Source organism: Roseateles sp. FW305-36 (assembly GCF_058787015.1).
This window is the reverse complement of record NZ_JBYSZK010000021.1, coordinates 95,801-121,175: the sequence shown is the minus strand read 5'-3', so window position 1 is coordinate 121,175 and position 25,375 is coordinate 95,801. Positions and strand designations below refer to the sequence as shown.

23 protein-coding genes are annotated in these 25,375 nt (G+C 67.6%); 19 read left to right on the top strand and 4 right to left on the bottom strand.

The window, feature by feature from the left end; translation table 11 throughout:
- Nucleotides 1-301 precede the first annotated feature (301 nt).
- From urtA to AC3WOE_RS28210, 6 genes are all read left to right on the top strand, one after another.
- Nucleotides 302-1,552: an urea ABC transporter substrate-binding protein gene (gene urtA, locus AC3WOE_RS28235; protein ID WP_492695397.1), complete on the top strand. Its 1,251-nt coding sequence runs from the start codon at nucleotides 302-304 to the stop codon at nucleotides 1,550-1,552.
- Nucleotides 1,553-1,672: 120 nt separating this feature from the next.
- Complete coding sequence (gene urtB / locus AC3WOE_RS28230) at nucleotides 1,673-3,214, top strand: urea ABC transporter permease subunit UrtB (RefSeq protein WP_492695395.1); 1,542 nt, start codon at nucleotides 1,673-1,675, stop codon at nucleotides 3,212-3,214.
- The gene (gene urtC / locus AC3WOE_RS28225; protein WP_492695393.1) at nucleotides 3,211-4,257 is read left to right on the top strand and encodes an urea ABC transporter permease subunit UrtC; all 1,047 of its coding nucleotides are present in this window, start codon (nucleotides 3,211-3,213) and stop codon (nucleotides 4,255-4,257) included. The genes urtB and urtC overlap by 4 nt, the downstream gene beginning before the upstream one ends.
- Nucleotides 4,254-5,087 (top strand): urea ABC transporter ATP-binding protein UrtD, encoded by an 834-nt coding sequence (urtD, locus tag AC3WOE_RS28220; protein WP_492695391.1) that lies wholly within the window; start codon nucleotides 4,254-4,256, stop codon nucleotides 5,085-5,087. The genes urtC and urtD overlap by 4 nt, the downstream gene beginning before the upstream one ends.
- Nucleotide 5,088: 1 nt before the next feature.
- Nucleotides 5,089-5,781: an urea ABC transporter ATP-binding subunit UrtE gene (urtE, locus tag AC3WOE_RS28215; protein WP_492695403.1), complete on the top strand. Its 693-nt coding sequence runs from the start codon at nucleotides 5,089-5,091 to the stop codon at nucleotides 5,779-5,781.
- 150 nt (nucleotides 5,782-5,931) lie between these two features.
- Complete coding sequence (locus AC3WOE_RS28210) at nucleotides 5,932-6,210, top strand: DUF4177 domain-containing protein (RefSeq protein ID WP_492695389.1); 279 nt, start codon at nucleotides 5,932-5,934, stop codon at nucleotides 6,208-6,210.
- 109 nt (nucleotides 6,211-6,319) lie between these two features.
- Here the strand turns inward: AC3WOE_RS28210 and egtD are convergent, their stop codons facing one another.
- Both egtD and egtB read right to left on the bottom strand, forming a co-directional pair.
- Nucleotides 6,320-7,282: an L-histidine N(alpha)-methyltransferase gene (egtD, locus tag AC3WOE_RS28205; protein WP_492695387.1), complete on the bottom strand. Its 963-nt coding sequence runs from the start codon at nucleotides 7,280-7,282 to the stop codon at nucleotides 6,320-6,322.
- Nucleotides 7,279-8,421 (bottom strand): ergothioneine biosynthesis protein EgtB, encoded by a 1,143-nt coding sequence (egtB, locus tag AC3WOE_RS28200; RefSeq protein ID WP_492695385.1) that lies wholly within the window; start codon nucleotides 8,419-8,421, stop codon nucleotides 7,279-7,281. The genes egtD and egtB overlap by 4 nt, the downstream gene beginning before the upstream one ends.
- 146 nt (nucleotides 8,422-8,567) lie before the next feature.
- On the opposite strand from egtB, the gene AC3WOE_RS28195 reads away from it, so the two are divergent.
- From AC3WOE_RS28195 to AC3WOE_RS28185, 3 genes are all read left to right on the top strand, one after another.
- Complete coding sequence (locus tag AC3WOE_RS28195; protein ID WP_492695383.1) at nucleotides 8,568-9,587, top strand: TRAP transporter substrate-binding protein; 1,020 nt, start codon at nucleotides 8,568-8,570, stop codon at nucleotides 9,585-9,587.
- Entirely contained in the window at nucleotides 9,584-10,048 is a 465-nt protein-coding gene (locus AC3WOE_RS28190; protein WP_492695381.1) for a TRAP transporter small permease, read from the top strand. Before AC3WOE_RS28195 ends, AC3WOE_RS28190 begins: the two co-directional genes overlap by 4 nt.
- Before the next feature lie 88 nt (nucleotides 10,049-10,136).
- A complete protein-coding gene (locus AC3WOE_RS28185; protein ID WP_492695379.1) occupies nucleotides 10,137-11,447 on the top strand; it encodes a TRAP transporter large permease in 1,311 nt (436 codons plus the stop codon).
- On the opposite strand, the gene AC3WOE_RS28180 is transcribed toward AC3WOE_RS28185, so the two are convergent.
- Together AC3WOE_RS28180 and AC3WOE_RS28175 are read right to left on the bottom strand one after the other, a co-directional pair.
- On the bottom strand, nucleotides 11,419-11,808 hold the full coding sequence (locus AC3WOE_RS28180; protein ID WP_492695377.1) for a VanZ family protein: 390 nt from the start codon (nucleotides 11,806-11,808) through the stop codon (nucleotides 11,419-11,421). The genes AC3WOE_RS28185 and AC3WOE_RS28180 overlap by 29 nt on opposite strands.
- A 31-nt stretch (nucleotides 11,809-11,839) precedes the next feature.
- Nucleotides 11,840-14,170 (bottom strand): hypothetical protein, encoded by a 2,331-nt coding sequence (locus AC3WOE_RS28175; protein ID WP_492695375.1) that lies wholly within the window; start codon nucleotides 14,168-14,170, stop codon nucleotides 11,840-11,842.
- Nucleotides 14,171-14,311: 141 nt separating this feature from the next.
- Between AC3WOE_RS28175 and AC3WOE_RS28170 the strand changes: the two genes are divergently transcribed.
- From AC3WOE_RS28170 to AC3WOE_RS28125, 10 genes are all read left to right on the top strand, one after another.
- A complete protein-coding gene (locus tag AC3WOE_RS28170; protein ID WP_492695373.1) occupies nucleotides 14,312-14,692 on the top strand; it encodes a hypothetical protein in 381 nt (126 codons plus the stop codon).
- Between the two features lie 132 nt (nucleotides 14,693-14,824).
- On the top strand, nucleotides 14,825-16,918 hold the full coding sequence (locus AC3WOE_RS28165; protein ID WP_492695371.1) for a 3-hydroxyacyl-CoA dehydrogenase NAD-binding domain-containing protein: 2,094 nt from the start codon (nucleotides 14,825-14,827) through the stop codon (nucleotides 16,916-16,918).
- 19 nt (nucleotides 16,919-16,937) lie between these two features.
- Nucleotides 16,938-18,113 (top strand): acetyl-CoA C-acyltransferase, encoded by a 1,176-nt coding sequence (locus AC3WOE_RS28160; RefSeq protein WP_492695370.1) that lies wholly within the window; start codon nucleotides 16,938-16,940, stop codon nucleotides 18,111-18,113.
- The gene (locus AC3WOE_RS28155) at nucleotides 18,110-18,532 is read left to right on the top strand and encodes a PaaI family thioesterase (protein WP_492695368.1); all 423 of its coding nucleotides are present in this window, start codon (nucleotides 18,110-18,112) and stop codon (nucleotides 18,530-18,532) included. The genes AC3WOE_RS28160 and AC3WOE_RS28155 overlap by 4 nt, the downstream gene beginning before the upstream one ends.
- Before the next feature lies 1 nt (nucleotide 18,533).
- Entirely contained in the window at nucleotides 18,534-18,953 is a 420-nt protein-coding gene (locus AC3WOE_RS28150) for a PaaI family thioesterase (protein ID WP_492695367.1), read from the top strand.
- 5 nt (nucleotides 18,954-18,958) lie between these two features.
- On the top strand, nucleotides 18,959-20,755 hold the full coding sequence (locus tag AC3WOE_RS28145; RefSeq protein ID WP_492695365.1) for an acyl-CoA dehydrogenase: 1,797 nt from the start codon (nucleotides 18,959-18,961) through the stop codon (nucleotides 20,753-20,755).
- A 65-nt stretch (nucleotides 20,756-20,820) separates the two neighbouring features.
- Nucleotides 20,821-21,612, top strand: a complete 792-nt coding sequence (locus AC3WOE_RS28140; protein WP_492695364.1) for an SDR family oxidoreductase — start codon at nucleotides 20,821-20,823, stop codon at nucleotides 21,610-21,612.
- A gap of 7 nt (nucleotides 21,613-21,619) precedes the next feature.
- Nucleotides 21,620-22,057, top strand: coding sequence for a PaaI family thioesterase (locus tag AC3WOE_RS28135; protein WP_492695362.1), 438 nt, complete (start codon nucleotides 21,620-21,622; stop codon nucleotides 22,055-22,057).
- A gap of 254 nt (nucleotides 22,058-22,311) precedes the next feature.
- The gene (locus tag AC3WOE_RS28130) at nucleotides 22,312-22,953 is read left to right on the top strand and encodes an RpiB/LacA/LacB family sugar-phosphate isomerase (RefSeq protein ID WP_492695361.1); all 642 of its coding nucleotides are present in this window, start codon (nucleotides 22,312-22,314) and stop codon (nucleotides 22,951-22,953) included.
- A 40-nt stretch (nucleotides 22,954-22,993) separates the two neighbouring features.
- On the top strand, nucleotides 22,994-25,273 hold the full coding sequence (locus tag AC3WOE_RS28125; RefSeq protein WP_492695359.1) for a DEAD/DEAH box helicase: 2,280 nt from the start codon (nucleotides 22,994-22,996) through the stop codon (nucleotides 25,271-25,273).
- The last annotated feature ends 102 nt before the right edge of the window (nucleotides 25,274-25,375 follow it).

The following is a 25,375-nucleotide window of genomic DNA, read 5'->3' as shown; positions in this document are numbered from 1 at the left end:
TCCGCATCACGGCATTGACCTCAAGCCGCCCATGTCACGTCTCTCGCTATCTCGAAAGAACGTGTTGACTCTTCACAGCTAGGCGGCCACAAAGCGGGGCACCGCCGGCCCGTTTTCGTGCGGCAGCCAAATGCTGCAGTACACCAACGGTGCGAACTGCACCGTGACAGGGCTGTCATGGGCCGTAACCGTGCGCCGGGTTGGGGCGCTGCGGGTGTGACGAAGTGCACGGAGCTGGCACGAGGCTTGCGCTCTTGCCCTCCGGCTACTCGACCCCCTCATCCAACCCGGAGGACTCCCGATGCTTCGCCGTTCTGCTCTCGCGCTGGCCGCTGCCGCCAGTCTGTTCGCCCCCGCCGCCTTTGCCGCCGACACCATCAAGGTCGGCGTGCTGCATTCGCTGTCGGGCACCATGGCCATCTCCGAGACCGTGCTCAAGGACACGGTGCTGATGGCCATCGACGAGATCAATGCCAAGGGCGGCCTGCTCGGCAAGAAGCTGGAGCCGGTGGTGGTTGACCCGGCTTCCAACTGGCCGCTGTTCGCCGAGAAGGCCAAGCAGCTCATCTCGCAGGACAAGGTCGCCGTGGTGTTCGGCTGCTGGACCTCGGTGAGCCGCAAGTCGGTGCTGCCGGTCTTCGAGCAGACCAATTCGCTGCTGTTCTACCCGGTGCAGTACGAGGGTGAGGAGCTGAGCAAGAACGTCTTCTACACGGGCGCCGCGCCCAACCAGCAGGCCATCCCCGCCGTCGAATACCTTATGAGCAAGGACGGCGGCGGCGCCAAGCGCTTCGTGCTGCTGGGCACCGACTACGTCTACCCCCGCACCACCAACAAGATCCTGCGTGCCTTCCTGAAGAGCAAGGGCATCCCGGACGCCGACATCATGGAGGACTACACCCCCTTCGGCCACGCGGACTATCAAAGCATCATCGCCAAGATCAAGAAGTTCGCCGCCGAGGGCAAGAAGACGGCCGTCATCTCCACCATCAACGGCGACTCCAACGTGCCCTTCTACAAGGAGCTGGGCAACCAGGGCCTGAAGGCGACCGACGTGCCGGTGGTGGCCTTCTCGGTGGGTGAGGAAGAGCTGCGCGGCGTCGACACCAAGCCGCTGCAGGGCCATCTGGCCGCCTGGAACTACTTCATGTCCATCAAGGCTCCGGCCAACGACGCCTTCATCAAGAAGTGGAGCGACTACGCCAAGGCCAAGGGCATCGCCGGCCACAAGGACAAGCCGCTGACCAACGACCCGATGGAGGCCACCTACATCGGCATCAATATGTGGGCCCAGGCCGTCACCAAGGCCAAGAGCACCGACACCGACAAGGTCATCGCCGCCATGGCCGGCCAGACGTTCACGGCGCCGTCGGGCATCACGTCCAAGATGGACGAGAAGAACCACCACCTGCACAAGTCGGTCTTCATCGGCGAGGTGAAGGCGGACGGCCAGTTCAACGTGGTGTGGAAGACGCCGGGTCCGGTCAAGGCCCAGCCGTGGTCGCCCTACATCCCCGAGAACAAGGGCAAGAAGGACGAGCCGACGAAGTGACGGCCGTGCCGCAGCGAGAGCTGCGGCCGGACGGAACACTGCCATGGGTCGTGACCCATGGCAGCCACTGCAACGGTGCGCGGATCTGGCGCATCGCGGGTTTCGCTCGCTTGGATCTTCATGATCAAACGACTTGTTCTTGGATGGTTGCTCGCGCTGGGCCTCGTGTCGGCCTGGGCCTTGCCGCCCGAGCTGGCCTCGCGCATCGCGGCGGGTGAGGGCGACGACCGCGTCGCGGCCGTGCAGCAGGCGCTGGCGGCCGGCGACGAATCGCTCGGGCCTTTCCTGCGTGCCTTGCAGGACGGCCGCGTGCGCGTCAAGGGCGGGCAGGCCCTCGTCATCGCCGCGGGCGCGACGGCACCGGCCGATGCCGAGGAGCCGATGCTGAACAATCGCATGCGCCGCGAGATCGAGGCGGCGCTGGCGGGGCTGGACCTGCTGTCCAAGGACCGTGCCACGCGGGCCAAGGCGCTGGCCACGCTGCGCGACGACGCGGACGCGTCCAAGCTGCCGCTGCTGGAGAAGGCGTTGGCGGCCGAGAGCGATGCCGCGTTGCGCGCCAACCTGGGTGCGCTGGTGGCCGGCGCCAAGCTGTCGTCCACCGATGCGGCGCAGCGCAAGGCCGCGGCGACCGAGCTGGCCAGCAGCGCCGATCCGGCCACGCGTGCGCTGCTGCTGGAAAAGCTCGGCGCCGAAACCGACGCCGCCGCCAAGTCCGCCATGCAGAAGGCCGTGGCCGATATCGGCGACCGCCTGGCCTGGGGCGAGCGCGCCCAGCTGCTGTTTTCCGGCCTCAGCCTGGGCTCGGTGCTGCTGCTGGTGGCGCTGGGCCTGGCCATCACCTACGGCCTGATGGGCGTCATCAACATGGCGCACGGAGAGCTGCTGATGGTGGGCGCCTATGCCACCTACTGCGTGCAGCAGGGCTTTCGCGCCTGGGCACCGGGCGCCTTCGACTACTACCTGTGGATCGCGCTGCCGGCCAGCTTCCTGGCGGCGGCCCTCGTGGGTGCGGCGATGGAGCGCACGGTGATCCGCTGGCTCTACGGCCGGCCGCTGGAGACGTTGCTGGCCACCTGGGGCATTTCCCTGGTGCTGATGCAGGCCGTGCGCACGCTGTTCGGTGCGCAGAACGTGGCCGTCGAGAACCCCGCCTGGCTGTCCGGCGGCTGGGCATTGCTGCCGAATTTCACTTTGCCCTACAACCGCCTCGCCATCCTTGCGTTTGCCGCCCTGGTGCTGAGCGGCATGGGCCTGCTGCTGGCCAGGACGCGCCTGGGCCTGATGGTGCGCGGTGTCACGCAGAACCGCCGCATGGCCGCCTGCGTGGGCGTCAACACGGCCAAGGTCGACACCCTGGCCTTCGCGCTGGGCTCGGGCATCGCCGGCCTGGCTGGTTGCGCGCTGAGCCAGATCGGCAATGTCGGCCCCGACCTTGGCCAGAGCTATATCGTCGACGCCTTCATGGTGGTCGTGCTGGGTGGCGTCGGCCAGCTGGCCGGCACGGTGTATGCGGGCCTGGGCCTGGGCGTGCTGTCCAAGCTGCTGGAGGGCTGGCAGGGGGCGGTGCTGGCCAAGATCGCGCTGCTGATGCTGCTGGTCCTCGTCATCCAGAAAAAGCCGCAAGGCCTGTTCGCACTGAAGGGCCGGAGCGTCGAATGAAGAAGACTTTGCTCCTCACCGCGGCCTTGCTGATGCTGCTGGTGCCGCTGCTGCACCTGGCCTTCCCGCCCGGTCATGTGCTGCACCTCAGCGAGTTCTACGTCGGCCTGCTCGGCAAGTTCCTGTGCTTTGCCATCTGCGCGCTGGCCCTGGACCTGATCTGGGGTTTCGGCGGCATCCTGTCGCTGGGCCACGGCCTGTTCTTTGCGTTGGGCGGCTACGGCATGGGCATGTACCTGATGCGCCAGATCGGCCGTGAAGGGCAGTACCAGTCGGACCTGCCGGACTTCATGGTCTTCCTGAACTGGAAGGCGCTGCCCTGGCATTGGGCCCTCAGCGACTCGCTGGTGGGGCAGATCTTCCTGGCGCTCGCGGTGCCCGGCCTGCTGGCCGCGGTGTTCGGCTGGTTCGCCTTCCGCTCGCGCATCCAGGGCGTCTATTTCTCCATCATCACGCAGGCGCTGACGGTGGCGGCCATGCTGCTGTTCTTCCGCAACGAGACGGGCTTTGGCGGCAACAACGGCTTCACCGACTTCAAGCGCATCGCTGGCATGCCGCTGAACACACCGGGCATGAAGGTGGGCCTGTGCATCGCCAGCGGTCTGGCGCTGATCGCCTGCTATCTGGTCGCCCGCTGGCTGACACGAAGCCGCTGGGGCCGCATCCTGCAAGCCATCCGGGATGCCGAAGGCCGTGTGCGTTTCCTGGGCTATGACCCGGTCGCCTTCAAGCTCAGCGCCTACGTCATCTCGGCGGTGATGTGCGCCCTGGCCGGCATGCTCTATGTGCCCCAGGTGGGCATCATCAACCCCGGCGAGATGAGCCCGGCGGCAAGCATCGAGATGGCCATCTGGGCGGCGGTCGGCGGCCGCGGCACGCTGATCGGGCCGGTGCTGGGCGCCTTCTTCGTCAACGGCACCAAGTCCGTCTTCACGGCCTGGTGGCCGGAAGGCTGGCTCTACATCCTGGGCGGCCTCTTCATCGCCGTGACGCTGTTCCTGCCGCAAGGCCTGATGGGGCTGGCGCGGAGGTTCAAGAAATGACACCAGAGCTCCTCGAAGCGGGCGCCGAGGCCCATGCGCGGGCGATCACGCGCATCGCGACATCCGGCGAGCCGGTCTTCAACCAGGGCGTGGCCCTCTACGTCGAAGACCTCAAGGTGGCCTTCGATGGCTTCCAGGCCCTGGGCGGACTGTCGTTCACCGTCGGCGTCGGTGAACTGCGCTGCGTCATTGGCCCCAACGGCGCCGGCAAGACGACGACGATGGACTGCCTCACCGGCAAGACGCGGCCCGACAGCGGCCGCATCTTCTTCGGCAGCAACCTCAACCTGCGCCTGATGAGCGAGCAGCAGATCGCCCGGGCCGGCATCGGCCGCAAGTTCCAGAAGCCGACGGTGTTCGAGGCGCTGACGGTGGCCGAGAACCTGGAGCTGGCCCTGGCCGGTGATCGACGGGCACGCTTCGCGATGCGGGCGAAGCTGAGTGGCGAACAGCGCGACCGTCTCGGCGAGTTGCTGAAGACCGTGCATCTGACCGACGAACGTGAACGCGTCGCGGGCCTGCTCAGCCACGGTCAGAAGCAATGGCTGGAGATTGGCATGCTGTTGGCGCAGGACCCCAAGCTGCTGCTGCTGGACGAGCCCGTGGCCGGCATGACCGACGAGGAGACCGAGCGCACGGCCGAGCTCTTCCTGAGCCTGGAAGGCAAGCATTCACTCGTCGTCGTCGAACACGACATGAGCTTTGTCGCCACGCTGGCCGGGGCCCATCGCACGGTCACCGTGTTGCATGAAGGCCAGACCCTCGCGGAAGGCACCATGGCGGCCGTTCAATCCGACGAGAAAGTCATCGAGGTGTACCTTGGCCGATGAAATTCTTCGCGTCGAAGACCTGCAGCAGCACTACGGCGGCTCCAACATCCTGCGCGGCCTCAGCTTCGATCTGAAGCCCGGCGAGGTCACCGTCGTGCTGGGCCGCAACGGCGTCGGCAAGACGACGCTGCTGAAGAGCCTGATGGGCGTCGTGCCCGTCACCTCCGGCAGCATCACGCTGGCCGGCGACACCATCAACAAGCTGCGCACCCACCAGCGCGTGCGCGCCGGCCTCGGCTATGTGCCCCAGGGCCGCGAGATCTTCGGGCGTTTGTCGGTCATGGAGAACCTGCAGATGGGCCTGGCCAGCCAGCCCGCCGGCACGCCCTTGCCCAAGGAGCTGTTCGAGCTGTTTCCCGTGCTCGACAAGATGCGCTCGCGCCGCGGTGGCGACCTGTCCGGCGGCCAGCAACAGCAGCTCGCCATTGCCCGCGCGCTGGCGCCCGGCCCCAAGGTGCTGCTGCTGGACGAGCCCACCGAAGGCATCCAGCCCAACGTCATCCAGGACATTGGCCGCGTCATCAAGCACCTGGCCCATGACAAGGGCTTGTCGGTGGTGCTGGTGGAGCAGTTCTACGACTTCGCCGAGGAGCTGGCGGATCAGTATCTGCTGATGCAGCGGGGCGAGATCGTCATGCGCGGGCGAGGCAAGGACATGGCGGCGGATGGGGTGAGGGAACGGTTGGCGATCTGAGGTTGGGCCAAGCGGGTCGCTGACCGACTGAGGCCGTGGCTCGCAGCGTAGAGGCAACTCGGCAGGTGCCCTCAAAAGATGGGATGCTCTCCTTGCATTGCATTTTTATGATCCCCTCGTCTGTTAAGACCCACTAGAGGAGATGTGCAAATGCTTCGCTCGACCATTGCAGCCGTTGTGCTGTTTGCTTCCGCGTGTTGTCTGCCAGTCCTCGCGGAAGACAACCAGCCTTCAAGTCAACAGCAGAGTCACGAATACTTGGTTCGTTGGCCGTGGATCGTCAATCTTGAGAAGGATTTGAATGCGGCGGCGGCCCAGGGCTGGCGTGTGCATACGATCGTCGACAACCGTGTGTGCCCGATCAACAATTCAGCTAACGCCTCGAAGATTGCATGCGCGATGGTCGTCTTCGAAAGGCCGAAGAAGTAGCACTTCCGCGCCCGCATTCCGGACTTGCGTCGCGCGCGCTCCCGTCGGGTCCGCAGCCAGCTAAGTCGGGCTTCGATAGCTCACAGTGGGTTCGTGCAGCCGTGGTGGCCTACGCCTCCAGCCACAGCACCGCAAACCACCCGTTCTCATCCGTCCACACCTTGCCCGGCTTGAAGCCCGCACGCTCGGCCAGCGCCTGGAAGCCCGACACCGTGTATTTGTGCGAATGCTCGGTGTGCAGCGTCTCGCCTTCATGGAAGGCATAGACCTCACCGCCCAGTTGCAGCTCCAGCGGCCGCGTGGCGCGCAGATGCATCTCGATGCGCCGGTAGGCCGGGTTGTAGAAGGCCAGATGCTCGAAGCCGTCGGGCGGGAACTCGGCACCCAACTCCTGGCGGGCTCGCATCAGCACATTGAGGTTGAAGGCGGCCGTCACGCCCGCGGCGTCGTTGTAGGCCGCATGCAGCACGTCGTGGTCCTTCTCCAGGTCGATGCCGATCAGCAGGCCGCCGCCGGCCAGCTCGCTGGCGGCCAGGCGCAGGAAGGCATCGGCCTCGGCGGGCGTGAAGTTGCCGATGCTGGAGCCCGGGAAGAAGCCGACGCGGCGGCTGCCCTCAGAACAGGGCGGCAGGGTGTGGGGCCGCGTGAAGTCGGCCACCAGGGGCTGGATGGCCAGGCCGGGATAGTCGCCTGCCAGGCCGTCGCAGGCGGCCAGCAGATGCGGGCCGGAGATGTCCACCGGCACAAACTGCACGCTGTCGCGCGGGATGGCGTCCAGCAGCAGGCGCACCTTGCGCAGGGCGCCGGCGCCGTATTCGACGAGCTGCACGCCGGCGCCGAACTGGGCGGCCATGTCGCGGGCATGCCTTTGCAGCAGGGCCAGCTCGGTGCGCGTCGGGTAGTACTCGGGCAACTCGCAGATCTGCTCGAACAGCCGAGAGCCCGCCTCGTCATAGAAGTACTTGGGCGAAATGGCCTTGGGCGCGCGGCTCAGCGCGGCATGCAGGTCGGCCGCGAACTGCTCGTTGTCGGCGGCCGCCCGGGGCTGGCGCCATTCAATTCCTGGTTTCATCTTGCAAGCCTCAATCCACTGAACTGCCAGCGCGCGGCTGGCGGGAAGAAATTGCGGTAACTCGGGCGCGCATGGCCGGGCGGCGTCGCGAGGCTGCCGCCGCGCAGCACCTGCTGCCCCACCATGAACTTGCCGTTGTATTCACCGACGGCGCCCGCTGCCGGCTTGAAGCCGGGGTAGGGCGCATAGCTGGAGCGGGTCCATTGCCAGGCTTGGTCGGCGGCCTGCTCGAAACCTTGCAGGGCCGACGCGACCTCCCACTCGAATTCGGTCGGCAGCCGGGCGCCGGCCCATTCGGCGAAGGCGCAGGCCTCGTAAAAGCTGAGCTGCATGACAGGGGCGTTGGGGTCCATCGGCTGCACGCCGTGCAGGCCGAAGACGCTGCCGTCTTCCTGCCAGTAGGCCGGCCGCTGCCAGCCCTGGGCTTGCACCGTGGCCCAGCCGTCGGACAGCCACAGCAGTGGCTCGCGATAGCCGCCGGCCTCGATGAAGTCGGCGTATTCGGCGCAGGTCACGAGGCGGTTGCAGATCTCGAAGGGCGAGATGAGCGCCTGATGGCGTGGCCCTTCGTTGTCGAAGGCGAAGCCGTTGCCGCCATGGCCCACGTCGACGATGCCGCCGGCATGCTTCAGCCAGCCCTGCTGGAGCGCGGCGGCCGGCTGGGGCGCGGACATTTCATAGGCCGGCAGCAGCGGGTTGCAGGAGAAGGCATGCAGGATGTCGGTCAGCAGCAGCTCCTGGTGCTGTTGCTCGTGATGGCAGCCCAGCTCGACAAGCCGGCGGGCGTCGTCAGTGGCGTGGGGCAGCAGGTCGGCCAGGGCCGCATCGACGTGGCGGCGGTAAGCCTTGACCTCGTCGAAGGACGGCCGACTCAGCAGGCCGCGCTGCGGGCGCGCATGGCGGGGGCCGAGGCTTTCGTAATAGGAGTTGAAGAGGCGCGGCCAGCGCTCGTCGAAGACGCAGTAGTCGGGCAGATGGGGCGCCAGCACTAGGGTCTCGAAGAACCAGGTGGTGTGCGCGAGATGCCATTTGGCCGGGCTGGCGTCCGGCATGGACTGCAACTGGGCGTCCTCATCCGACAGGGGGGCGGCCAGGACCAGCGAATGGGCACGGGTGGCGCGAAGCAGCTCGGTCAACATGGGAGGCACCGTATCGCAAACTGCTGCCAACGGTATGTCAGTGCAGGGTTATTGACTGTAGGACGGCATCCCTAGGGTGTCAGCCGATCTGTCGGGGTCTTCACTTCCCCTAGGATCGCCGCCACACAACAGGAGGGAGACCCGGCATGAAAGCTGCCGTCCTCGCCGCCGCCCTGCTCGCCGCCACCGCGGTGCAGGCGGCCGAGCCCATCATGCTCAAGGTGCATCATTTCTGGCCGCCGGGCGCCATGCCGCCGACGCAGATCCTGGCGCCCTGGTGCGACAGGATCGCGGCCGACTCCGGCCAGCGCCTGAAATGCCAGCTTTTCCCGGCCATGCAGCTCGGCGGCACGCCGGCCCAGCTCATCGATCAGGTCAAGGACGGCGTCGTCGACATCGCCTTCACGCTGCCGGGCTACACGGCCGGGCGCTTCCCCATCATGGAGGTCTTCGAGCTGCCCTTCATGACCAACTCGGCCGAGGCCGCCTCGCGTGCCGCCTGGGACTTCTACGGCAAATACGCCGTCAAGGAGTTCGCCGCCGTCAAGCCGCTGATGTTCGCCACGCACGACGAGGGCTATCTGCACACCCGCGACAAGCAGATCAAGACCCTGGGCGACTTCAAGGGGCTGAAGCTGCGCGCGCCGACGCGCCAGACCAACCGGCTGCTGGCGTCCCTGGGTGCCTCGCCGGTCGGCATGCCGCTGCCGGCCGTGGCCGATGCTGTCAGCAAGGGCACCATCGACGGCTTTGCGCTGCCCTGGGAGGTCATCCCGTCGGTGAAGCTGCACGAGATGGTCAGGTACCACACCGAGACCGACACGAGCCGGCCGGCCCTCTACACCGCCGTCTTCGTGCTGGCCATGAACCCGGCCAGGTACGACAGCCTGCCTGTCGACCTCAAGGCCGTCATCGACAGGAACTCGGGTGCAGCGTTGTCGCAGGCCGCCGGTCGCACCTGGGACGCCAGCCAGGCGTCGGCGCGCAAGCATGCGGTGGACCGCGGCAATGTCTTCTACACCGTGCCGGCCGCCGAGGTGGACCACTGGATCAAGGCCAGCCACCCCCTCTACGACGACTGGACCGCCGACATGGACAAGCGCGGCCTGCCCGGCAAGCAGATGCTGGCCGAGGCTCAAGGCTTGCTGGCCAAGTACAGGAAGTGAAGTGGCTTGAGAAGCTGGCCGCTGGCTTCGCCCTGCTCGGCGGCCTGTGCGCCTTGCTGGTGGCATGCATGGTGCTGTACAGCGTCGTCGGCCGCAATCTGTTCGCCCATCCGGTGGCGGGCGACATCGAGCTGAGCCAGATCGGCATCGCGCTGTCCATCGCGCTGTGCCTGCCCTGGTGCCAGCTCAGGCGCGGCAACATCATCGTGGACTTCTTCACCCAGCACGCCCCGGAGCGCGTCAACGGCGCCCTCGACCGCTTCGGCGCGCTGCTGCTGGCCGTCATGCTGGGCCTGCTGGCCTGGCGCACCGGCGTCGGCGCCCTGGCCATGGACGAGGCCGGCGAGCAGACCATGATCCTGGGCCTGCCGATGTGGTGGTCCTATGCCATCCTGGCGCCGGGGTTGGCGCTGACGGCTGTCATTGCTGTCGCGCAGGCGGTCAGGAGGCGCTCAGCATGAGCGGGCGGGCCGAGCGACGGGCCGCCCCTAGCCGGGCCGCCATCCCCTCGGGGGATCGTCCGACGCTCCCGTCGGACGAGGGGCTGACATGACCGTCGGCCTGACCATCTTCGGCCTGATGCTCTTGCTGATGGCCCTGCGCGTGCCCATCGCCGCGGCCATGTTCATTCCCGGCGCTCTCGGCTATGCCTGGATGAGCAACGACGCGGCCCTGCTCAACCTCATCAAGGGCTCGGCGGTCGCGCGGCTGACGGTCTACGAGCTGTCGGTCATCCCGCTCTTTCTGTTGATGGGCCAGTTCGCGACTCAGGGTGGCCTGTCCAAGGCGTTGTTCCGTGCCGCGTCGGCTTGGGTCGGCCATTGGCGCGGCGGTCTGGCCTTTGCGGCCATCCTCGCCTCGGCGGCATTTGGTTCGGTCTGCGGCTCGTCCGTCGCCACCTGCGCCACCATCACCCAGGTGGCCTACGGCGAGATGAAGGCGGCCGGCTATCACGGTCGGTTGTCCACCGCGGTGCTGGCGACCGGCGGCACCCTGGGCATCCTGATTCCACCGTCGGTGCCGCTGATCGTCTACGCCATCCTGACCGAGCAGAACATCGCCAAGCTCTTCGCCGCGGCCTTCATCCCGGGCCTGATCGCGACGGCGGGATATCTCGCCGTCATCGCCATCACCTGCCGGCTGCGGCCCGAGCTGGCGATGCCGGGGCGGCGCCACGGCTGGGGCGAGCGCTGGCGAGCCCTGCTGGGCGTGTGGCCGCTGCTGGCCATCTTCGTCGTGGTGTTCGGCGGCATCTATGGCGGCCTGTTCAGCCCGACCGAAGGCGCGTCGGTCGGCGCGCTGGCAACCTTGAGCAGCGGCCTGTTGTCGGGCGAACTGCGCCGTGAAGGCATCCAGCGCGCCCTGCTCGGCACGGCCGAGACGACGGCCATGGTCTTCATGATCTTCCTCGGCGCCGACATGATGAACTCGGCCCTGGCCCTCACGCAGATGCCGACGCATCTGGCCGAGTGGGTGGGCGGCTTGGCCGTGCCACCGCTGGCCATCGTGGCCGGCGTGCTGGCCTTCTATGTCGTGCTGGGCTGCGTGATGGACGAGCTGTCCATGCTGCTGCTGACCATCCCCGTCATCTTCCCCACCATCATGGGCCTGGACCTGTGGGGCCTTGCGGCCGAGCCCAAGGCCATCTGGTTCGGCATCCTGGTGCTGATGACGGTGGGCATCGGCATGCTGGCGCCGCCGGTGGGGCTAAACGTCTACGTCGTCAATGGCATGGCACGCGACGTGCCGATGAACGAGACCTACAAGGGCGTCATGCCCTTCCTCGCCAGCGATGCGCTGAGGCTGTTGCTGCTGCTCTTCGTGCCCGCCATCAGTCTCGGCGTGCTGCGCTGGCTGTGACGGGCCAGGCGAGCAGCAGACCCAGGGCGATGCCGACGCTGTCGGCCACCACGTCGTGCCAGTCGGCCTCGCGCGGCGGCAGGAAGCTCTGCGCGATCTCGATGCCGATTCCGTAGCCGACCAGGACGAGTGCCAGCCAGATCCATTGGCGCGGCCGCTGCCAGACGGCCCAGACGCTGCTGAAGGCCAGCGAGGCGAAGGCGAGGGCATGGTTGGACTTGTCCCAGCCGGTCGTGATGACCTTGGGCGGCGCCGGGATCAGGGCCAGCCAGGTGATGACGACAAGCAGGACCGCGAGCAGGACGCGCCATTGGAGGCGGCGCTCGGGAGCGGTGCAGAGGTTCAGGATGATGCGGGGCATGGCGGGCAGCATTGTGGCGCCGCCGCCAGCTTCACTTCATCTGCCGCATCCAGGTTTTCGCTTGGCGAAGGTGGGCCACCAGTTGGGCTTGCGCGGGCCCAACCGCGGCATCGGCCGGATTGAGCTTCTCCAGCAGGGCCGCATCGATCAGCTCGCGCGAGGCCTGGTTCAGCATCCAGTTCATCGAAGGCTGGCGCTGGCCCGGCACGGCGGGCAGGCGCAGCTCGGCCACCTGACCGCAGCCGCCGATGCGCTTGATGAGTTCGACGGCCGAATCGCGACCACGGGCGCTGTTGCTGTTCAGGATGCCCTGGGCCGGCGCGACGACTTCGTTCAGGCCCATGTGGGTGGCACGGTAGCGGCGGCCGTCCAGGGGCTGGGCGTCGGCGGCCGTGGGTGCGTCGCGGCACAGCCAGTCGTCGACCTGGGCCGGCGTGTTGACCAGCAGCAGCAGGCGCAGCCGCGAGCGGTCCAGGATGCCCTGGCGGGCGCAATCGTCCTCGGGCTTGCAGGTCTTGATGCGGCCGCTGGCCTCGAGGTCGCGCAGCAGGTCGGACAGGGTCAAGGTCGCGCTCGCCTCCACATAGCCGCCGTCGCCCAGGCGGTCCCAGACGCGGCCGACATCGCTGTTCTCCTCGTCCTTGTGGGCTTCCTTGAAGATCACCGCCGCGGCCGGGCTGATGTAGGGGAAGCGTGCGCTGTTGTGCACGGCCTGGGCCAGGGTCATGCGATCGACATCCAGGCCGAGGGAGGGGTCGAGCAGGTCGATGCCGTCGCCGCTGGGCAGCAGGAAGTCGGACTGGTAGACGCGCTGGCCGCGCGACAGGGCCGTCGTGTTCAGGGCCAGCAGCGGCAGCCACTCGGCTTCGGTGGCGCGGCCATGCAGGGCCGTCATCGCCTCGCCCCAGGGGTTGGGATTGGCGTTGGCGCGCAGGGGGCATTGCCGCGCCAGGCTGCGCGGCCAGTCATGGGTCCAGACCTTTTCCAGGCCCAGGGACCGGTCCGTGCCTGCGATGGCCACGGGCAGCAGGCGCTGCACCAGGTCGGGGTAGAGCAGGTCGCCCACCGGCGTGGCGAGGTGGTCGCGGCCGGTGAAGTCACGCACCAGATTCCAGGGTGTGCAGCGGGCCGTATCGATGGCCTGGCGGCGCGCGTCCACGGCCGCCACGAAGCTGGCCGCGCCCAGGGCGCCGCCCGAAGTGCCGCTGATGGCGAACACCGAGTCGGCGAAGTTGACGCCCTGTTCCTCGCCCAGGTCCTGCAGGCGCGCCATTGAGGCGCTGCCCCAGTAGGCCGCCCGCGAGGCGCCGCCGGACACGGCCACCAGCACCAGGGGCCGCTTGCCGTCGGCGCCGACGGTGCGCAGCCAGGTCTGGATCCAGGCATCCGCCGGCTGGCGCTGGGCGATGGCACTGGCCGCGCTGCGCTCGGGGTTGGCAACGCGGTGGTTGTCGTTCAGCGGCGCAAAGGCGACGAAGAGCAGCACCGGCAGGGCGGTGAGCGGCATGCGGATCAAGGCCTTGGGCACATAGGTCAGCAGCACGCCGCCGAAGACGATCCAGCTGCCCATGGCCAGCAGCACCAGGGCCGGCGAGCCGAAGGCCCGCGCGGTGTCCTCGGGCGCGGCCACCAGGGCGACAAAGAGCGCCCACTGCAGCAGCAACACCAGGCCGACGAGCACGCGCGACGGCGTGCTCATGCGGTCCTCGCGCTCCATCTGCGCGATGGCCTCGCGGCGGCCGTTGAGGGCCAGGATGCGTGCCAACCAGGAGTCGGTGCCGAGCCTGAGCAGCCAGGCGCGGCGCTTCCAGGCAAAGAGGTAGAGGCCCAGCGTCACCGCCAGCAGGCCGACGCCGATGAAGCGCTCGCGCTGCTGCATCAGGAAGAAGGCGGTGATGGGCAGGCCGCCTCCGAGGATGAGGCCGCGCGGCAGCCAGCGGCGCAGACCCTCGGCAAAGCCGGCATGGGTGCACTCGCCCAGGGTGTCGGGCGTGAAGCGGCGGTCCAGCAGCAGGCGGCTGACATACCAGGCCATCAGCAGCCACAGGCCGAAGGCGAAGACCAGGAGGCCCGTCTGCACGCTGCCCACTTCCAGCGACAGCAGGGTCTCGCGGGCCTGCTCGAGGCCCAGCAGCACCACGACGCCGGCGATGACGATGCCCACGGGGAAGGCGCACAGGGCCAGCACGCGCAGCAGATAGAGCATGCGCGGCACGTCCCCGCCAGCGGCCGCCGGCGGCGCGGCGGGCGGCTCGGGCGGTGGGGGCGGGGCGGGCTCGGGCGAACCGGGCGGGGGCGGCGGCGGGGAAAACTGCGGCGGCGGCGCGGGATCGTGGGGTGGGTAGACGACCGGAATCAGCATGGCCCGCACTCTAGCCGGGGGCTGTTGTGCGTCCAAGACGGGCAGGGGGCCGCCGCACCTCGTGAAAAACCCTCGCCGGGCAGACATTGCGGGGCGGGGGGCATACAGTCTTGCCGGACAACGGTGTCGAGGGAGAAAAATATGGACAACGCTCAATTGCTGCCCCTGCTGGGTGGCTTCGCGCTGGGGGCAGTGCTCGCAGGTGTCGCCGTCTATCTCTGGGCGGCCAAGAAGGTCAAGCGTGAGCATGAGCGCGTGACGCACGTCGAGCAATCGCGCCAGCAAGGCGCCCAGCAACTCACCCAGGCCCGCAAGCAGGTCGAACAGCTGCAGCGCGAGAACCACGAGTTGCGCCTGGCCGTGCGCCCCGCGCCGCGCCCGGCACCCGCGCCGGAAGTGCCGGCGGTGGACCCTGCCGAGGCCGCCCGCCTGTATGCCGAGTCCAAGCTGAATCCGGCAGCGCCCGAGGAAAAGCCCAAGACCTTCAAGGACACGGTGGTGATGCCCCGTTCTCAGTACTAACTAGGGGGCTTTTCGGTCTTGTCACTGCCGGGACAAGACTGCGGAGAGAGCGCTGCCTAGAATCGAACGGTCGTTCTATTCTGGGCCGTCCTGCTGGAGACGCGGCATGGCCCATCAACCGAGGTCGTGCCCATGACAGCCCATTACGAAGTTCGCGGCAGCGTCGCCGTGATCACGCTCGACAACCCGCCGGTCAACGGTCTGGGTTTCGCCACCCGCTCGGCCTGCGCTGCCGGCATCGAGCGCGCCGAAGCCGATCCGGCCATCACGTCCGTCGTCATCACGGGGGCCGGCAAGGCCTTCTCCGGCGGCGCCGACATCAAGGAGTTCGGTTCGCCCAAGGCCCTGGCCGAGCCCAATCTGCTCAGCCTGATCGCGGTTGTCGAGAACTGCAGCAAGCCGGTCGTTGCTGCCATCCACAGCGTCTGCATGGGCGGTGGCCTGGAACTCTCCCTGGGCTGCCACTACCGTGTCGCCCAGACCGGCACCAAGGTCGCCCTGCCTGAAGTGAAACTGGGCCTGCTGCCCGGCGCCGGCGGCACGCAGCGCCTGCCGCGAGCACTGGGCGTGGAGCCCGCGCTGAACATGATCGTCAGCGGCGAGCCGGTCGAGGCCCAGATGCTGGCCATGGTTCCCGGCCAGAAGCTGTTCGACAAGATCGTCGATGCCGACGTGGTCGATGCCGCCGTCAAGTTCGCTCAGGAAGTCTCCGAGAAGCGCCCGCTGCCCAAGGTGCGCGACCTGAAGGCCCGCCACCCCAACGCCGACGCCTACTTCCAGTTCGCCCGCAACATGGTGGGCGGCATGAGCAAGAACTTCCCGGCGCCGCTGCGCTGCCTGGAGGCCGTGGCCGGTGCGGTCAAGCTGAAATTCGACGACGGCATGCGCGCCGAGCGCGAAGGCTTTGCGGCCCTGATGCAGACGCCCGAGTCCAAGGCCCTGCGCCATCTGTTCTTCGCCGAGCGCGTGGCCAGCAAGATCGCCGATGTGCCCGAGGACACGCCGCTGCGCACCATTGCCAAGGTCGGCGTCATCGGCGCCGGCACCATGGGTGGCGGCATCTCGATGAACTTCCTGAACGCTGGTCTTCCCGTCACCATCCTGGAGACCAAGCAGGAAGCCCTGGATCGCGGCGTCGCGACCATCAAGAAGAACTACGAAGCCCAGGTCAAGAAAGGCAAGCTCAAGGAAGACAAATACGCCCAGCGCATGGCCCTGCTGAGCACCACGCTTAGCTATGACGACCTCAAGGACTGCGACCTCATCATCGAGGCGGTGTTCGAGGAGATCGGCGTCAAGGAAGCCGTCTTCAAGCAACTGGATGCCGTCGCCAAGCCCGGCGCCATCCTGGCCTCCAACACCTCGACGCTGGACGTCGACAAGATCGCGTCGTTCACGAAGCGTCCGCAGGACGTGGTGGGCATGCACTTCTTCAGCCCGGCCAATGTGATGAAGCTGCTGGAAGTCGTGCGCGGCAAGGCCACCGCCAAGGATGTGCTGGCCACCGTCATGGCCATTGGCAAGAAGATCAAGAAGACCGCCGTCGTCTCGGGCGTGTGCGACGGCTTCATCGGCAATCGCATGATCGAGCAGTACAGCCGCCAGGCGGGCTTCCTGCTCGATGAAGGCTGCAGCCCGCAACAGGTGGACAAGGCCGTCGAGAAGTTCGGCTTCGCGATGGGCCCCTTCCGCATGGGCGACCTGGCCGGCAACGACATCGGCTGGGCCATCCGCAAGCGCCGCGCCGTCGAGCGCGCCAACATGAAGTACTCGGCCAGCGCCGACCGCCTGTGCGAGCTGGGCCGCTTCGGCCAGAAGACCGGCGCCGGCTGGTACGACTACCTGCCCGGCAAGCGCGACGCGATTCCGTCGGCCGTCGTCGAAGAGATGCTGGCCAAGCACCGGGAATCTATCGGCGCCAAGAAGCGCGACATCAGCGACGAGGAGATCGTGCACCGCCTGGTGTTCGCCCTGGTCAACGAGGCTGCCCATCTGCTGGAAGAAGGCATCGCCCAGCGCGCCTCCGACGTCGACATGGTCTACCTGACAGGCTACGGCTTCCCCATCTTCCGCGGTGGCCCGATGTGCTACGCCGACACCCTGGGCCTCTTCAACGTCGTGCAGGCGATGAAGCGCTTTGCCAAGAACCCGATGGACGACGGCGCGTTCTGGACGCCGGCTCCCTTGCTTGCTCGCCTCGTGGCCGAAGGCAAGTCGTTCACTTAATCGCGCCAAGGATCAAGACATGAGCAACGCACTGATCGTCTCCACTGCCCGCACCCCGCTGACCAAGAGCTGGAAGGGCGCGTTCAACATGACCCACGGAGCCACTTTGGGCGGCTGGGCTGTCCAGGCGGCCGTCGAACGCGCCGGTATCGAAGCCGGCGCCATCGAGGACGTGCTGATGGGCTGCGCCAACCCCGAAGGCGCCACCGGCGCCAACATCGCCCGCCAGATTGCGCTGAAGGCCGGCCTGCCGGTCACGGTGAGCGGTGTCACCATCAACCGCTTCTGCTCCAGCGGCCTGCAGACCATCGCCATGGCGGCCCAGCGCATCATTGCGGGCGAGGGCGACGTCTACATCGCCGGCGGCGTCGAAAGCATCTCCTGCGTGCAGCAGGAAATGAACAAGCACATGCTGGCCGACCCGGCCCTGCTGAAGATCAAGCCCGAGATCTACTGGAACATGCTGCAAACCGCCGAGAACGTGGCCAAGCGCTACAACATCTCGCGCGAGCGCATGGACCACTACGGCGCCGGCAGCCAGCAAAAGGCCTGCGCCGCCCAGGCCGCCGGCAAGTTCAACGACGAGATCATCTCGGTGACCACGACCATGGGCGTGGCCGACAAGGTCATGGGCCTGATGAGCAAGGAAGTGACCGTCAGCGCCGACGAAGGCCTGCGCGAGGGCACGACCTACGAAGGCATCAAGGATCTGCGCTCGGCCGTGCCCGGCGGCCTGGTGACGGCTGGCAATGCCAGCCAGTTCAGCGACGGCGCGGGCGCCTGCGCCCTGGTCAGCGAGCAGTACGCCTCGGCTCACAACCTCAAGCCCCTGGGCCGCTTCCTCGGCTTCGCCGTGGCCGGCTGCGAGCCCGACGAGATGGGCATCGGTCCCGTCTTCGCCGTGCCCAAGGTGCTGAAGAAGCTGGGCCTGACGGTCGCCGACATCGACCTGTGGGAGTTGAACGAAGCCTTCGCCGTGCAGGTGCTGTATTGCGCCGACACCCTGGGCATCCCGATGGACAAGCTCAACGTCAACGGCGGCGCCATCGCCGTCGGCCACCCCTATGGCGTGTCGGGCCAGCGCCTGACCGGCCATGCCCTCATCGAAGGCAAGCGCCGTGGCGCAAAGCGCGTCTGCGTGACGATGTGCATCGGCGGCGGCATGGGCGCGGCGGGCGTGTTCGAGGTCCTGTGACCCCACAGGAGTTCGTCAAGCGCGGCGCGGAAATCCTCGCCGCGCAGCCCTTCAGCCGCCTGCTCGGCGTGGAGATCGGTGCCGTGACACCGGGCCGCGTCGAGCTGCGGCTGGCGATGAAGCCGGAGTTGCAGCAGCAGCACGGCTTCGCGCACGGCGGCGTGCTCAGCTATCTGGCCGACAACGCGCTGACCTTTGCGGGCGGCACGGCGTTGGCCTCCGACGCCTTGACCAGCGAATACAAGATCAACTATCTGCGCCCCGCCGTCGGCGAACTGCTGATCGCTCGCGCCGAAGCGGTGAATGCCGGCCGCACCCAGGCCGTCTGCCGCTGCGATGTGTTCGCGGTCAAGGATGGCGCCGAGAAGCTCTGCGCGGTGGCCCAGGGCACCATCGTCAAGCTCTCGCAGGACGCCTGAGATGCAGGTCGATCTCAAAACGCTGCGCGGCTTCTTCCGCTCGGCGCCGTTCATGGCTGACCTGGGCGTGGAGCCCACGGCCGTGGAGTCGGGGCGCGTGAGTACGCAGCTCGTCATTGCCAAGCGCCATTGCCAGCACACGGGCGTGGTGCATGCCGGCGTCATCGCGGCGCTGGCTGATCACACGATGGGCGCGTCGGCCCAGACCATGGCCGCGGACGGCCACTGGGTGCTGACGGCCGAATTCAAGACCAGCCTGCTGCGCGGCGCCAGCGGCGAGCGGCTGGAATGCGAGGCCTGGGTCGTCAAGCCCGGCCGACAAGTCTCCTTCACCGAGGCCGAGGTGTACGCAGTGCAAGGCGGCGAGCGCAGGCTCGTGGCCAAGGCCAGCGGCACCATGGCCGTGACCAAGGCGGAATAGCTCTCATGCGCGAAACCCTGGACTTCCTGCTCTACGACTGGCTGCATGCCGCCGACCTGACGGCGCGTGAACGCTTCAGCGACCACTCCCGCGAGACCTTCGGTGCGGTGCTCGACACCTGCGAGCGCATCGCCCGCGAGAAGTACGCGCCCCATTACCGGTTGATGGACACCGAGGAGCCGCGCTTCGATGGCGAGCGCGTGCACCTGCCGGCGGCCACGCGGGAGGCGGTGGATGCGCTGGTCGAGTCCGGCATGCTGGCCGCGACGCACGACTACGACGTCGGCGGTATGCAGCTGCCCTGCCTCGTCGAGACGGCCGCCAACACCTTTGTCAGCATGGCCAATGTGCATATCGGCTCCTACGGTGTGCTGACGACCTGCAATGCCAATCTGCTGATGGAGCATGGCAGCGAGCGCCAGCGTGAGGTCTTCGCCAAGACCCTGCTGTCCGGGGAATGGTTCGGCACCATGTGCCTGTCCGAGCCGCAGGCGGGTTCATCCTTGTCCGACGTTGTCACGCGAGCCGAGTTGGAAGACGAGGGCGACCCTCTCGGCGCCCGCTACCGACTGCGCGGCAACAAGATGTGGATCTCGGGCGGCGAGCATGAGCTGCGCGGCAACATCGTGCATCTGGTGCTGGCCAAGATTCCCGGCCCCGACGGCAAGTTGATTCCCGGCACCAAGGGCATCTCCCTCTTCATCTGCCCGAAGCAGATGGTGGGCGAAGACGGCCAGTTGACCGGCGAGCGCAACGACATCGCGCTGGCCGGCCTGAACCACAAGCTCGGCCATCGCGGCACCACCAACTGCCTGCTGAACTTCGGCGAGGGCAAGTTCCAACCCGGCGGCAAGGCCGGTGCCGTCGGCTATCTCGTCGGCAAGCCCGGCGAGGGTCTGCGCTGCATGTTCTTCATGATGAACGAGATGCGCATCGGCGTTGGCCTGGGTGCGACGATGCTCGGCTATGCCGGCTATGAGGCCAGCCTCGAGTACGCCAAGCAGCGCCCGCAGGGGCGAGCCATGACGGCGGCCGGCAAGGACGCTGCCAGCCCTCAGCGGCCCATCATCGAACACGCCGACGTGCGCCGCATGCTGCTGGCGCAGAAGAGCTATGTCGAAGGCGGCCTGGCCTTCGAGCTGTACTGCGCCCGTCTCGTCGACGAGCTCAACACCGGCGACGCCAAGGCCGAGGCGCAGGCCCTGCTGGACGTGCTGATTCCCATCGCCAAGAGCTGGCCCAGCGAGTGGTGCCTGGAAGCCAACTCCCTGGCCATCCAGGTGCTGGGCGGCTATGGCTACACGCGTGACTTCCCGGTCGAGCAGCTCTGGCGCGACAACCGCCTGAACATGATCCATGAGGGTACGCACGGCATCCAGGCCCTGGACCTGCTGGGCCGCAAGGTCGTGCAGCAAGGCGGGGCGTCACTGGCTGCGCTGGCCGCCCGCGTGCAGCAGACCATTGAGCGCGCCATGCAGACCGAATGGGCGCCGCAGGCCAATCAACTGGCTGCCGCACTTGCGCAGGTTGGCGGTGCCACCAAAAAGGCCTGGAGTACCGGCGAGCCCGAAGAGGCGCTGGCCAACGCCACGCCGTATATGCAAGCCTTCGGCCACACCGTGCTGGCCTGGATCTGGCTGGACGTGGTGCTGAGCGTGACCGGCGACAGCGACTTCGCCCATGGCAAGCGCGCCGCGGCTCTTTATTTCTTCGCCTACGAGTTGCCCAAGATTGGCGCCTGGCTCGATGTCGTTGCCCGCCGCGAGCCACTGTGCCGCGAGATGAAGCCCGAATATTTTTGATGACCTTGCGGGTCGGACCGCTCGCGCAGCGAGTGCTCTGACCCTAACCGAATAGGAGACAAACCATGAGCACCAAAGTCCAAGACCTCTTCGACCTCAGCGGCCAAGTGGCCCTCGTCACCGGCGGCTCGCGCGGCCTGGGCCTGCAGATCGCCGAAGCCCTCGGCGAAGCCGGCGCCAAGATCATGCTGACCTCGCGCAAGGCGGCTGACCTGGAAGAGGCTGCCGCGCACCTGCAGGCGCGCGGCATCGATGCACGCTGGATCGCTGCCGACGCGGCCAAGGAAGAGGACGCCCAGCGCGTCGTCATGGAGACCATGGAGCGCCTGGGCCAGATCGACATCCTCGTCAACAACGCCGGCGCCAGCTGGGGCGCCCCGGCCGAGGAGCACCCCATCGAGGCTTGGGACAAGGTCATGGACCTCAACATCCGCAGCCTGTTCGTGTTCGCGCAGGCCGTGGCCAAGGCCAGCATGATCCCGCGCAAGTCGGGCCGCATCATCAATGTGGCTTCCATCGCCGGCCTGGGCGGCAACTCGGCGGTCATGAAGACCATCGCCTACAACACCAGCAAGGGCGCCGCCGTGAACTTCACGCGCGCGCTGGCCGGCGAATGGGGCCAATACGGCATCACTGTCAACGCGCTGGCGCCGGGCTTCTTCCCGAGCAAGATGACCAAGGGTCTGCTGGCGGCGGTCGGCGAGGAAAAGATGGCTGCGCATGCGCCACTGAACCGCATCGGCGATGACGACGACCTCAAGGGCGCGGCCCTGCTGTTCGCCTCGCGCGCCGGCAAGCACATCACCGGCCAGATTCTGGCGGTGGACGGCGGAGTCTCAGCGATTCACGGGGGATGATCGGGGCATGGAGTTCCCAGTTCACATCCCCTTCGTCAAGCAACTCGGCTTCACGCTGCATTCCGTCGGCGACGGCGAGGCCGAGCTGAGGCTGACGATCAGCGAGCAGCACCTGAACTCCTGGCGCGTGGCTCACGGCGGCGTCGTGATGACGCTGCTGGACGTGGCCATGGCGCATGCCGCGCGCAGCGTGAACCGGCACCTGCCCGACCTCGGGCCGGGCGTGGTCACGGTCGAGATGAAGACCAGCTTCATGCGCCCCGGGGAGGGCGAACTGCGGGCGGTGGGCAAGCTGCTGCACCGTTCCACGACCATGGCCTTCTGCGAGGGCTCGGTCTTCGGCGCGGACGACAAGCTCTGCGCCCATGCCACGGGGACGTTCAAGTACCTGCGGGCCCTGCCGGCCGGGCGGCAACTCAAGCCCCTGGGTGGGGAAGGCGACTGAAGGAATCCCCGCATCGCTCTCGGGATTGAGCGGAGATTCTGAAACGACGTTCCAATATTTGGCACAATAGCGCCAGCGTCTGCGTCCCTCCCGGGGCGCGCGGTTGGCCAGGTGGACGCGGACCATGCCGTCCCACCCCGAACACCTGGCATGACGGCCTGCGCTCGAGCCCCTCTGGCTTGAGCGACCCGAGCCCCTGCACCGGGCGGTCCCTGAGCCGCCTTTGCCCTCATTCCGCCCGAAAGCCACCCGCCATGAAGATCGCCCTCATCATCGAGAACAGCCAGGCCGCCAAGTCCGAGATCGTCCACAACGCCCTCAAGACCGTCGCCGAGCCGCTGGGCCACAGCGTCCACCACTACGGCATGTACACGCCCGAGGACAAGGCCTCGCTGACCTATGTGATGAACGGCCTGCTGGCCGGCATCCTGCTGAACTCCAAGGCCGCAGATTTCGTCGTCACCGGCTGCGGCACCGGCATGGGCTCCATGCTGGCCTGCAACTCCATGCCCGGCGTGTTCTGCGGCCTGGTCATCGACCCGACCGACGCCTTCCTGTTCGGCCAGATCAACGACGGCAACTGCATGTCCATGCCCTATGCCAAGGGCTTCGGCTGGGCCGCCGAGCTGAATCTGCAGGACTGCTACCGCAAGCTGCTCGAGAACGAGCGCGGCGCCGGCTATCCCAAGGAGCGCGCCGCCATCATGGCCAAGAACCGCGGCATCCTGAAGGACCTCAAGGCCGCTTCCTGCAAGGACATGCTGACCACGCTGAAGGCCGTCGACCAGGACCTGCTCAAGGCCGCCGTGTCGGGCGAGAAGTTCCAGGAACTGTTCTTCACGAACTGCCAGGACGACGCCATCGCTTCGCACATCAAGACTGTCCTGAAGTCCTGATCTGCCTCGCGACGGTCTCGCGGGCTGCGAGACTGTCGCGATGCCTGCTGCTCCACCCCACCTCACGCTGCGCACGCTGACGCGCGGCGACGGCCTGCTCGGGCTGCGGCCGCGCGGCCCGCTGGGCCCGCGGGGCGAGCAGGTGACGGTGGCAACGCTGGCCGCGCGTGATGCCGACGCCGAACAGGTATTGCTGAAGCTCGGCCTCATCGCCCTCGACCCGGCGCTGCTGCAATGGCGGGGCTCGCCGCCGGTGCTGGGCGGCGCCTCCCTCTGGACCCTGGTCCAGGAAGAATTCTTCGGCGATTTCCACGCCGACAAGCTGCCCGAGCTGCAGGCCTTGGGCTGGCAGGTCACGACCGAGCCGGGCTTTGCCCATCACAGCCAGTTCGTCAGCGGCTGGCAACTGGGTCTCACCGAAGAAGCGCAAGAAGAAGCCCCCAAACCCAACCGCCGCGTCGAAGGCCTGGGCCTGGAGCGCCGCACCGGCGCCTGGCTAGTCAGCCTCGGCATGGAGGTTGACGGCCAGCGCATCGACCTCGCGCCTTTGATGGCCAACCTGCTGCGCCGCGACAAGCGCTGGCTGGACGCCGTCGCCATTGGTGCTATCGAGGACGACGCCATCATCTCGCTGCGCGCGCCCGGCGGCCGCCGCTATCACGCCGTCGCCGCGCCGCTCAAGGCCATGATGTTGGCCCTGCTCGACCTGCTGAAGCCGGTGGAACTGGAGAAGGGCAAGCCGCTTAAGCTCAATGAATGGGACGCCGACCGCATCCGCTGCATCGAGGACGAGTCGCGCGGCCGCTGGCAGATCCATGGCGACGCGGGCTTGAAGGCGCTGGGCCAGCGTCTGCTGGCCGCCGGCGCGCCGACGTCGATGCCGCAGCCCGAAGGTCTGGGCTTGCAACTGCGCCCCTACCAACTGCACGGCCTGGCCTGGCTGCAATACCTGCGCGAACAGAAGCTCGCCGGCATCCTGGCCGACGACATGGGCCTGGGCAAGACGGCCCAGGCGCTGGCCCACATCTGGACCGAGAAGCAGGCCGGCCGCCTGGATCGAGCCGCACTGGTCATCGTGCCGACCTCGCTGCTCTTCAACTGGCAGCAGGAGGCTGCGCGCATCGCGCCTGGGCTCAAGGTGCAGACCTGGCACGGCCCCGACCGCAGCGCCGTTCAGCTCGCCGATGCCGATGTCGTGCTCAGCACCTACAACCTCGTCTGGCGCGATCTGCGCACCCTGTCGGCCCAGCCCTGGCATCTCCTCATCCTCGACGAAGCCCAGGCCGTCAAGAACGCCCAGGCCCGCGCCGGCCGCGCGCTGCGCCGGCTGAACACCAGGCACCGGCTGGCGCTGACCGGCACGCCGCTGGAGAACCACCTCGGCGAGCTGTGGTCGCTGTTCGATCTGCTGATGCCGGGCTTCCTCGGCGACTCGCGCAACTTCGCCCGTCACTGGCGCAAGCCCATCGAGGTGAATCGCGACGGTCCGCGTGCCCGCCTGCTGGCGGCGCGTGTGCGGCCCTTCATCCTGCGTCGCCTCAAGACCGAGGTCGCAACCGAGCTGCCGCCGCTGACCGAACTGGTCAAGCGCGTCACGCTGGTGGGCCAGCAGAAGCAGCTCTACGAGAGCGTGCGCGTCGCGGCCGACCACATGGTGAGGCGCATCCTGGCCCGCGACGGCTTCACGCCCACGAGCCTCATCAGCGTGCTGGACGCCATGCTCAAGCTGCGCCAGGTCTGTTGCGACCCGCTGCTGCTGAAGGCCGTCGAGACGCCGGCAGGTGTGGAACGCGCCAAGCTCGGATGGCTGCGTGAGCACCTGCCTGACTTCGTCGCCCAGGGCCGGCGCCTGCTGGTGTTCTCACAGTTCACCGAGATGCTGGACCTGATCGCCGCGGAGCTGGACGCCTTGAAGCTGGCGCATCTGCGCCTGACCGGCCAGACGCCCGCGTCGCAGCGCGGAGAAGTCGTGCGTCGCTTCCAGGCACGCGAGGAGCCCATCCTGCTGGCCAGCCTCAAGGCCGGCGGCGTCGGCCTCAACCTGACCGCTGCCGACACCGTCATCCACGTCGACCCCTGGTGGAACCCGGCCGTGCAGGCCCAGGCCAGCGCGCGGGCCCACCGCATCGGCCAGGATCAGCCGGTCTTCGTCTACCAGCTCGTCGCCCAGGGCAGCATCGAGGAGCGCATGCTGGAGCTGCAGGCGCGCAAGAAAGCGCTGGCCGACGGGCTGCTGGGCAGCGACGACGGCGCGATGCTGGCCAAGTTCACGGCGCCGGAGCTGGATCTGCTGCTGGCGCCGCTGCAGGACGAGGGCTGAGCGCCCGCTGCCGCTGATCCCTTGGATGCAAGTGATCAGGCTTTGACTTGACGGAAATCAAAGGGCCTTGGCTGCCCCCTCCTCAGAATCTGCATACCAAAT

What these genes read in the sequence shown, in the direction of transcription:
- urtA (WP_492695397.1), top strand. Translation starts at nt 302, where the DNA reads ATGCTTCGCCGTTCTGCTCTCGCGCTGGCCGCTGCCGCCAGTCTGTTC.
- urtB (WP_492695395.1), top strand. Translation starts at nt 1,673, where the DNA reads ATGATCAAACGACTTGTTCTTGGATGGTTGCTCGCGCTGGGCCTCGTG.
- urtC (WP_492695393.1), top strand. Translation starts at nt 3,211, where the DNA reads ATGAAGAAGACTTTGCTCCTCACCGCGGCCTTGCTGATGCTGCTGGTG.
- urtD (WP_492695391.1), top strand. Translation starts at nt 4,254, where the DNA reads ATGACACCAGAGCTCCTCGAAGCGGGCGCCGAGGCCCATGCGCGGGCG.
- AC3WOE_RS28210 (WP_492695389.1), top strand. Translation starts at nt 5,932, where the DNA reads ATGCTTCGCTCGACCATTGCAGCCGTTGTGCTGTTTGCTTCCGCGTGT.
- egtD (WP_492695387.1), bottom strand. Translation starts at nt 7,282, where the DNA reads ATGAAACCAGGAATTGAATGGCGCCAGCCCCGGGCGGCCGCCGACAAC.
- egtB (WP_492695385.1), bottom strand. Translation starts at nt 8,421, where the DNA reads ATGTTGACCGAGCTGCTTCGCGCCACCCGTGCCCATTCGCTGGTCCTG.
- AC3WOE_RS28195 (WP_492695383.1), top strand. Translation starts at nt 8,568, where the DNA reads ATGAAAGCTGCCGTCCTCGCCGCCGCCCTGCTCGCCGCCACCGCGGTG.
- AC3WOE_RS28185 (WP_492695379.1), top strand. Translation starts at nt 10,137, where the DNA reads ATGACCGTCGGCCTGACCATCTTCGGCCTGATGCTCTTGCTGATGGCC.
- AC3WOE_RS28180 (WP_492695377.1), bottom strand. Translation starts at nt 11,808, where the DNA reads ATGCCCCGCATCATCCTGAACCTCTGCACCGCTCCCGAGCGCCGCCTC.
- AC3WOE_RS28175 (WP_492695375.1), bottom strand. Translation starts at nt 14,170, where the DNA reads ATGCTGATTCCGGTCGTCTACCCACCCCACGATCCCGCGCCGCCGCCG.
- AC3WOE_RS28170 (WP_492695373.1), top strand. Translation starts at nt 14,312, where the DNA reads ATGGACAACGCTCAATTGCTGCCCCTGCTGGGTGGCTTCGCGCTGGGG.
- AC3WOE_RS28165 (WP_492695371.1), top strand. Translation starts at nt 14,825, where the DNA reads ATGACAGCCCATTACGAAGTTCGCGGCAGCGTCGCCGTGATCACGCTC.
- AC3WOE_RS28160 (WP_492695370.1), top strand. Translation starts at nt 16,938, where the DNA reads ATGAGCAACGCACTGATCGTCTCCACTGCCCGCACCCCGCTGACCAAG.
- AC3WOE_RS28150 (WP_492695367.1), top strand. Translation starts at nt 18,534, where the DNA reads ATGCAGGTCGATCTCAAAACGCTGCGCGGCTTCTTCCGCTCGGCGCCG.
- AC3WOE_RS28145 (WP_492695365.1), top strand. Translation starts at nt 18,959, where the DNA reads ATGCGCGAAACCCTGGACTTCCTGCTCTACGACTGGCTGCATGCCGCC.
- AC3WOE_RS28140 (WP_492695364.1), top strand. Translation starts at nt 20,821, where the DNA reads ATGAGCACCAAAGTCCAAGACCTCTTCGACCTCAGCGGCCAAGTGGCC.
- AC3WOE_RS28135 (WP_492695362.1), top strand. Translation starts at nt 21,620, where the DNA reads ATGGAGTTCCCAGTTCACATCCCCTTCGTCAAGCAACTCGGCTTCACG.
- AC3WOE_RS28130 (WP_492695361.1), top strand. Translation starts at nt 22,312, where the DNA reads ATGAAGATCGCCCTCATCATCGAGAACAGCCAGGCCGCCAAGTCCGAG.
- AC3WOE_RS28125 (WP_492695359.1), top strand. Translation starts at nt 22,994, where the DNA reads ATGCCTGCTGCTCCACCCCACCTCACGCTGCGCACGCTGACGCGCGGC.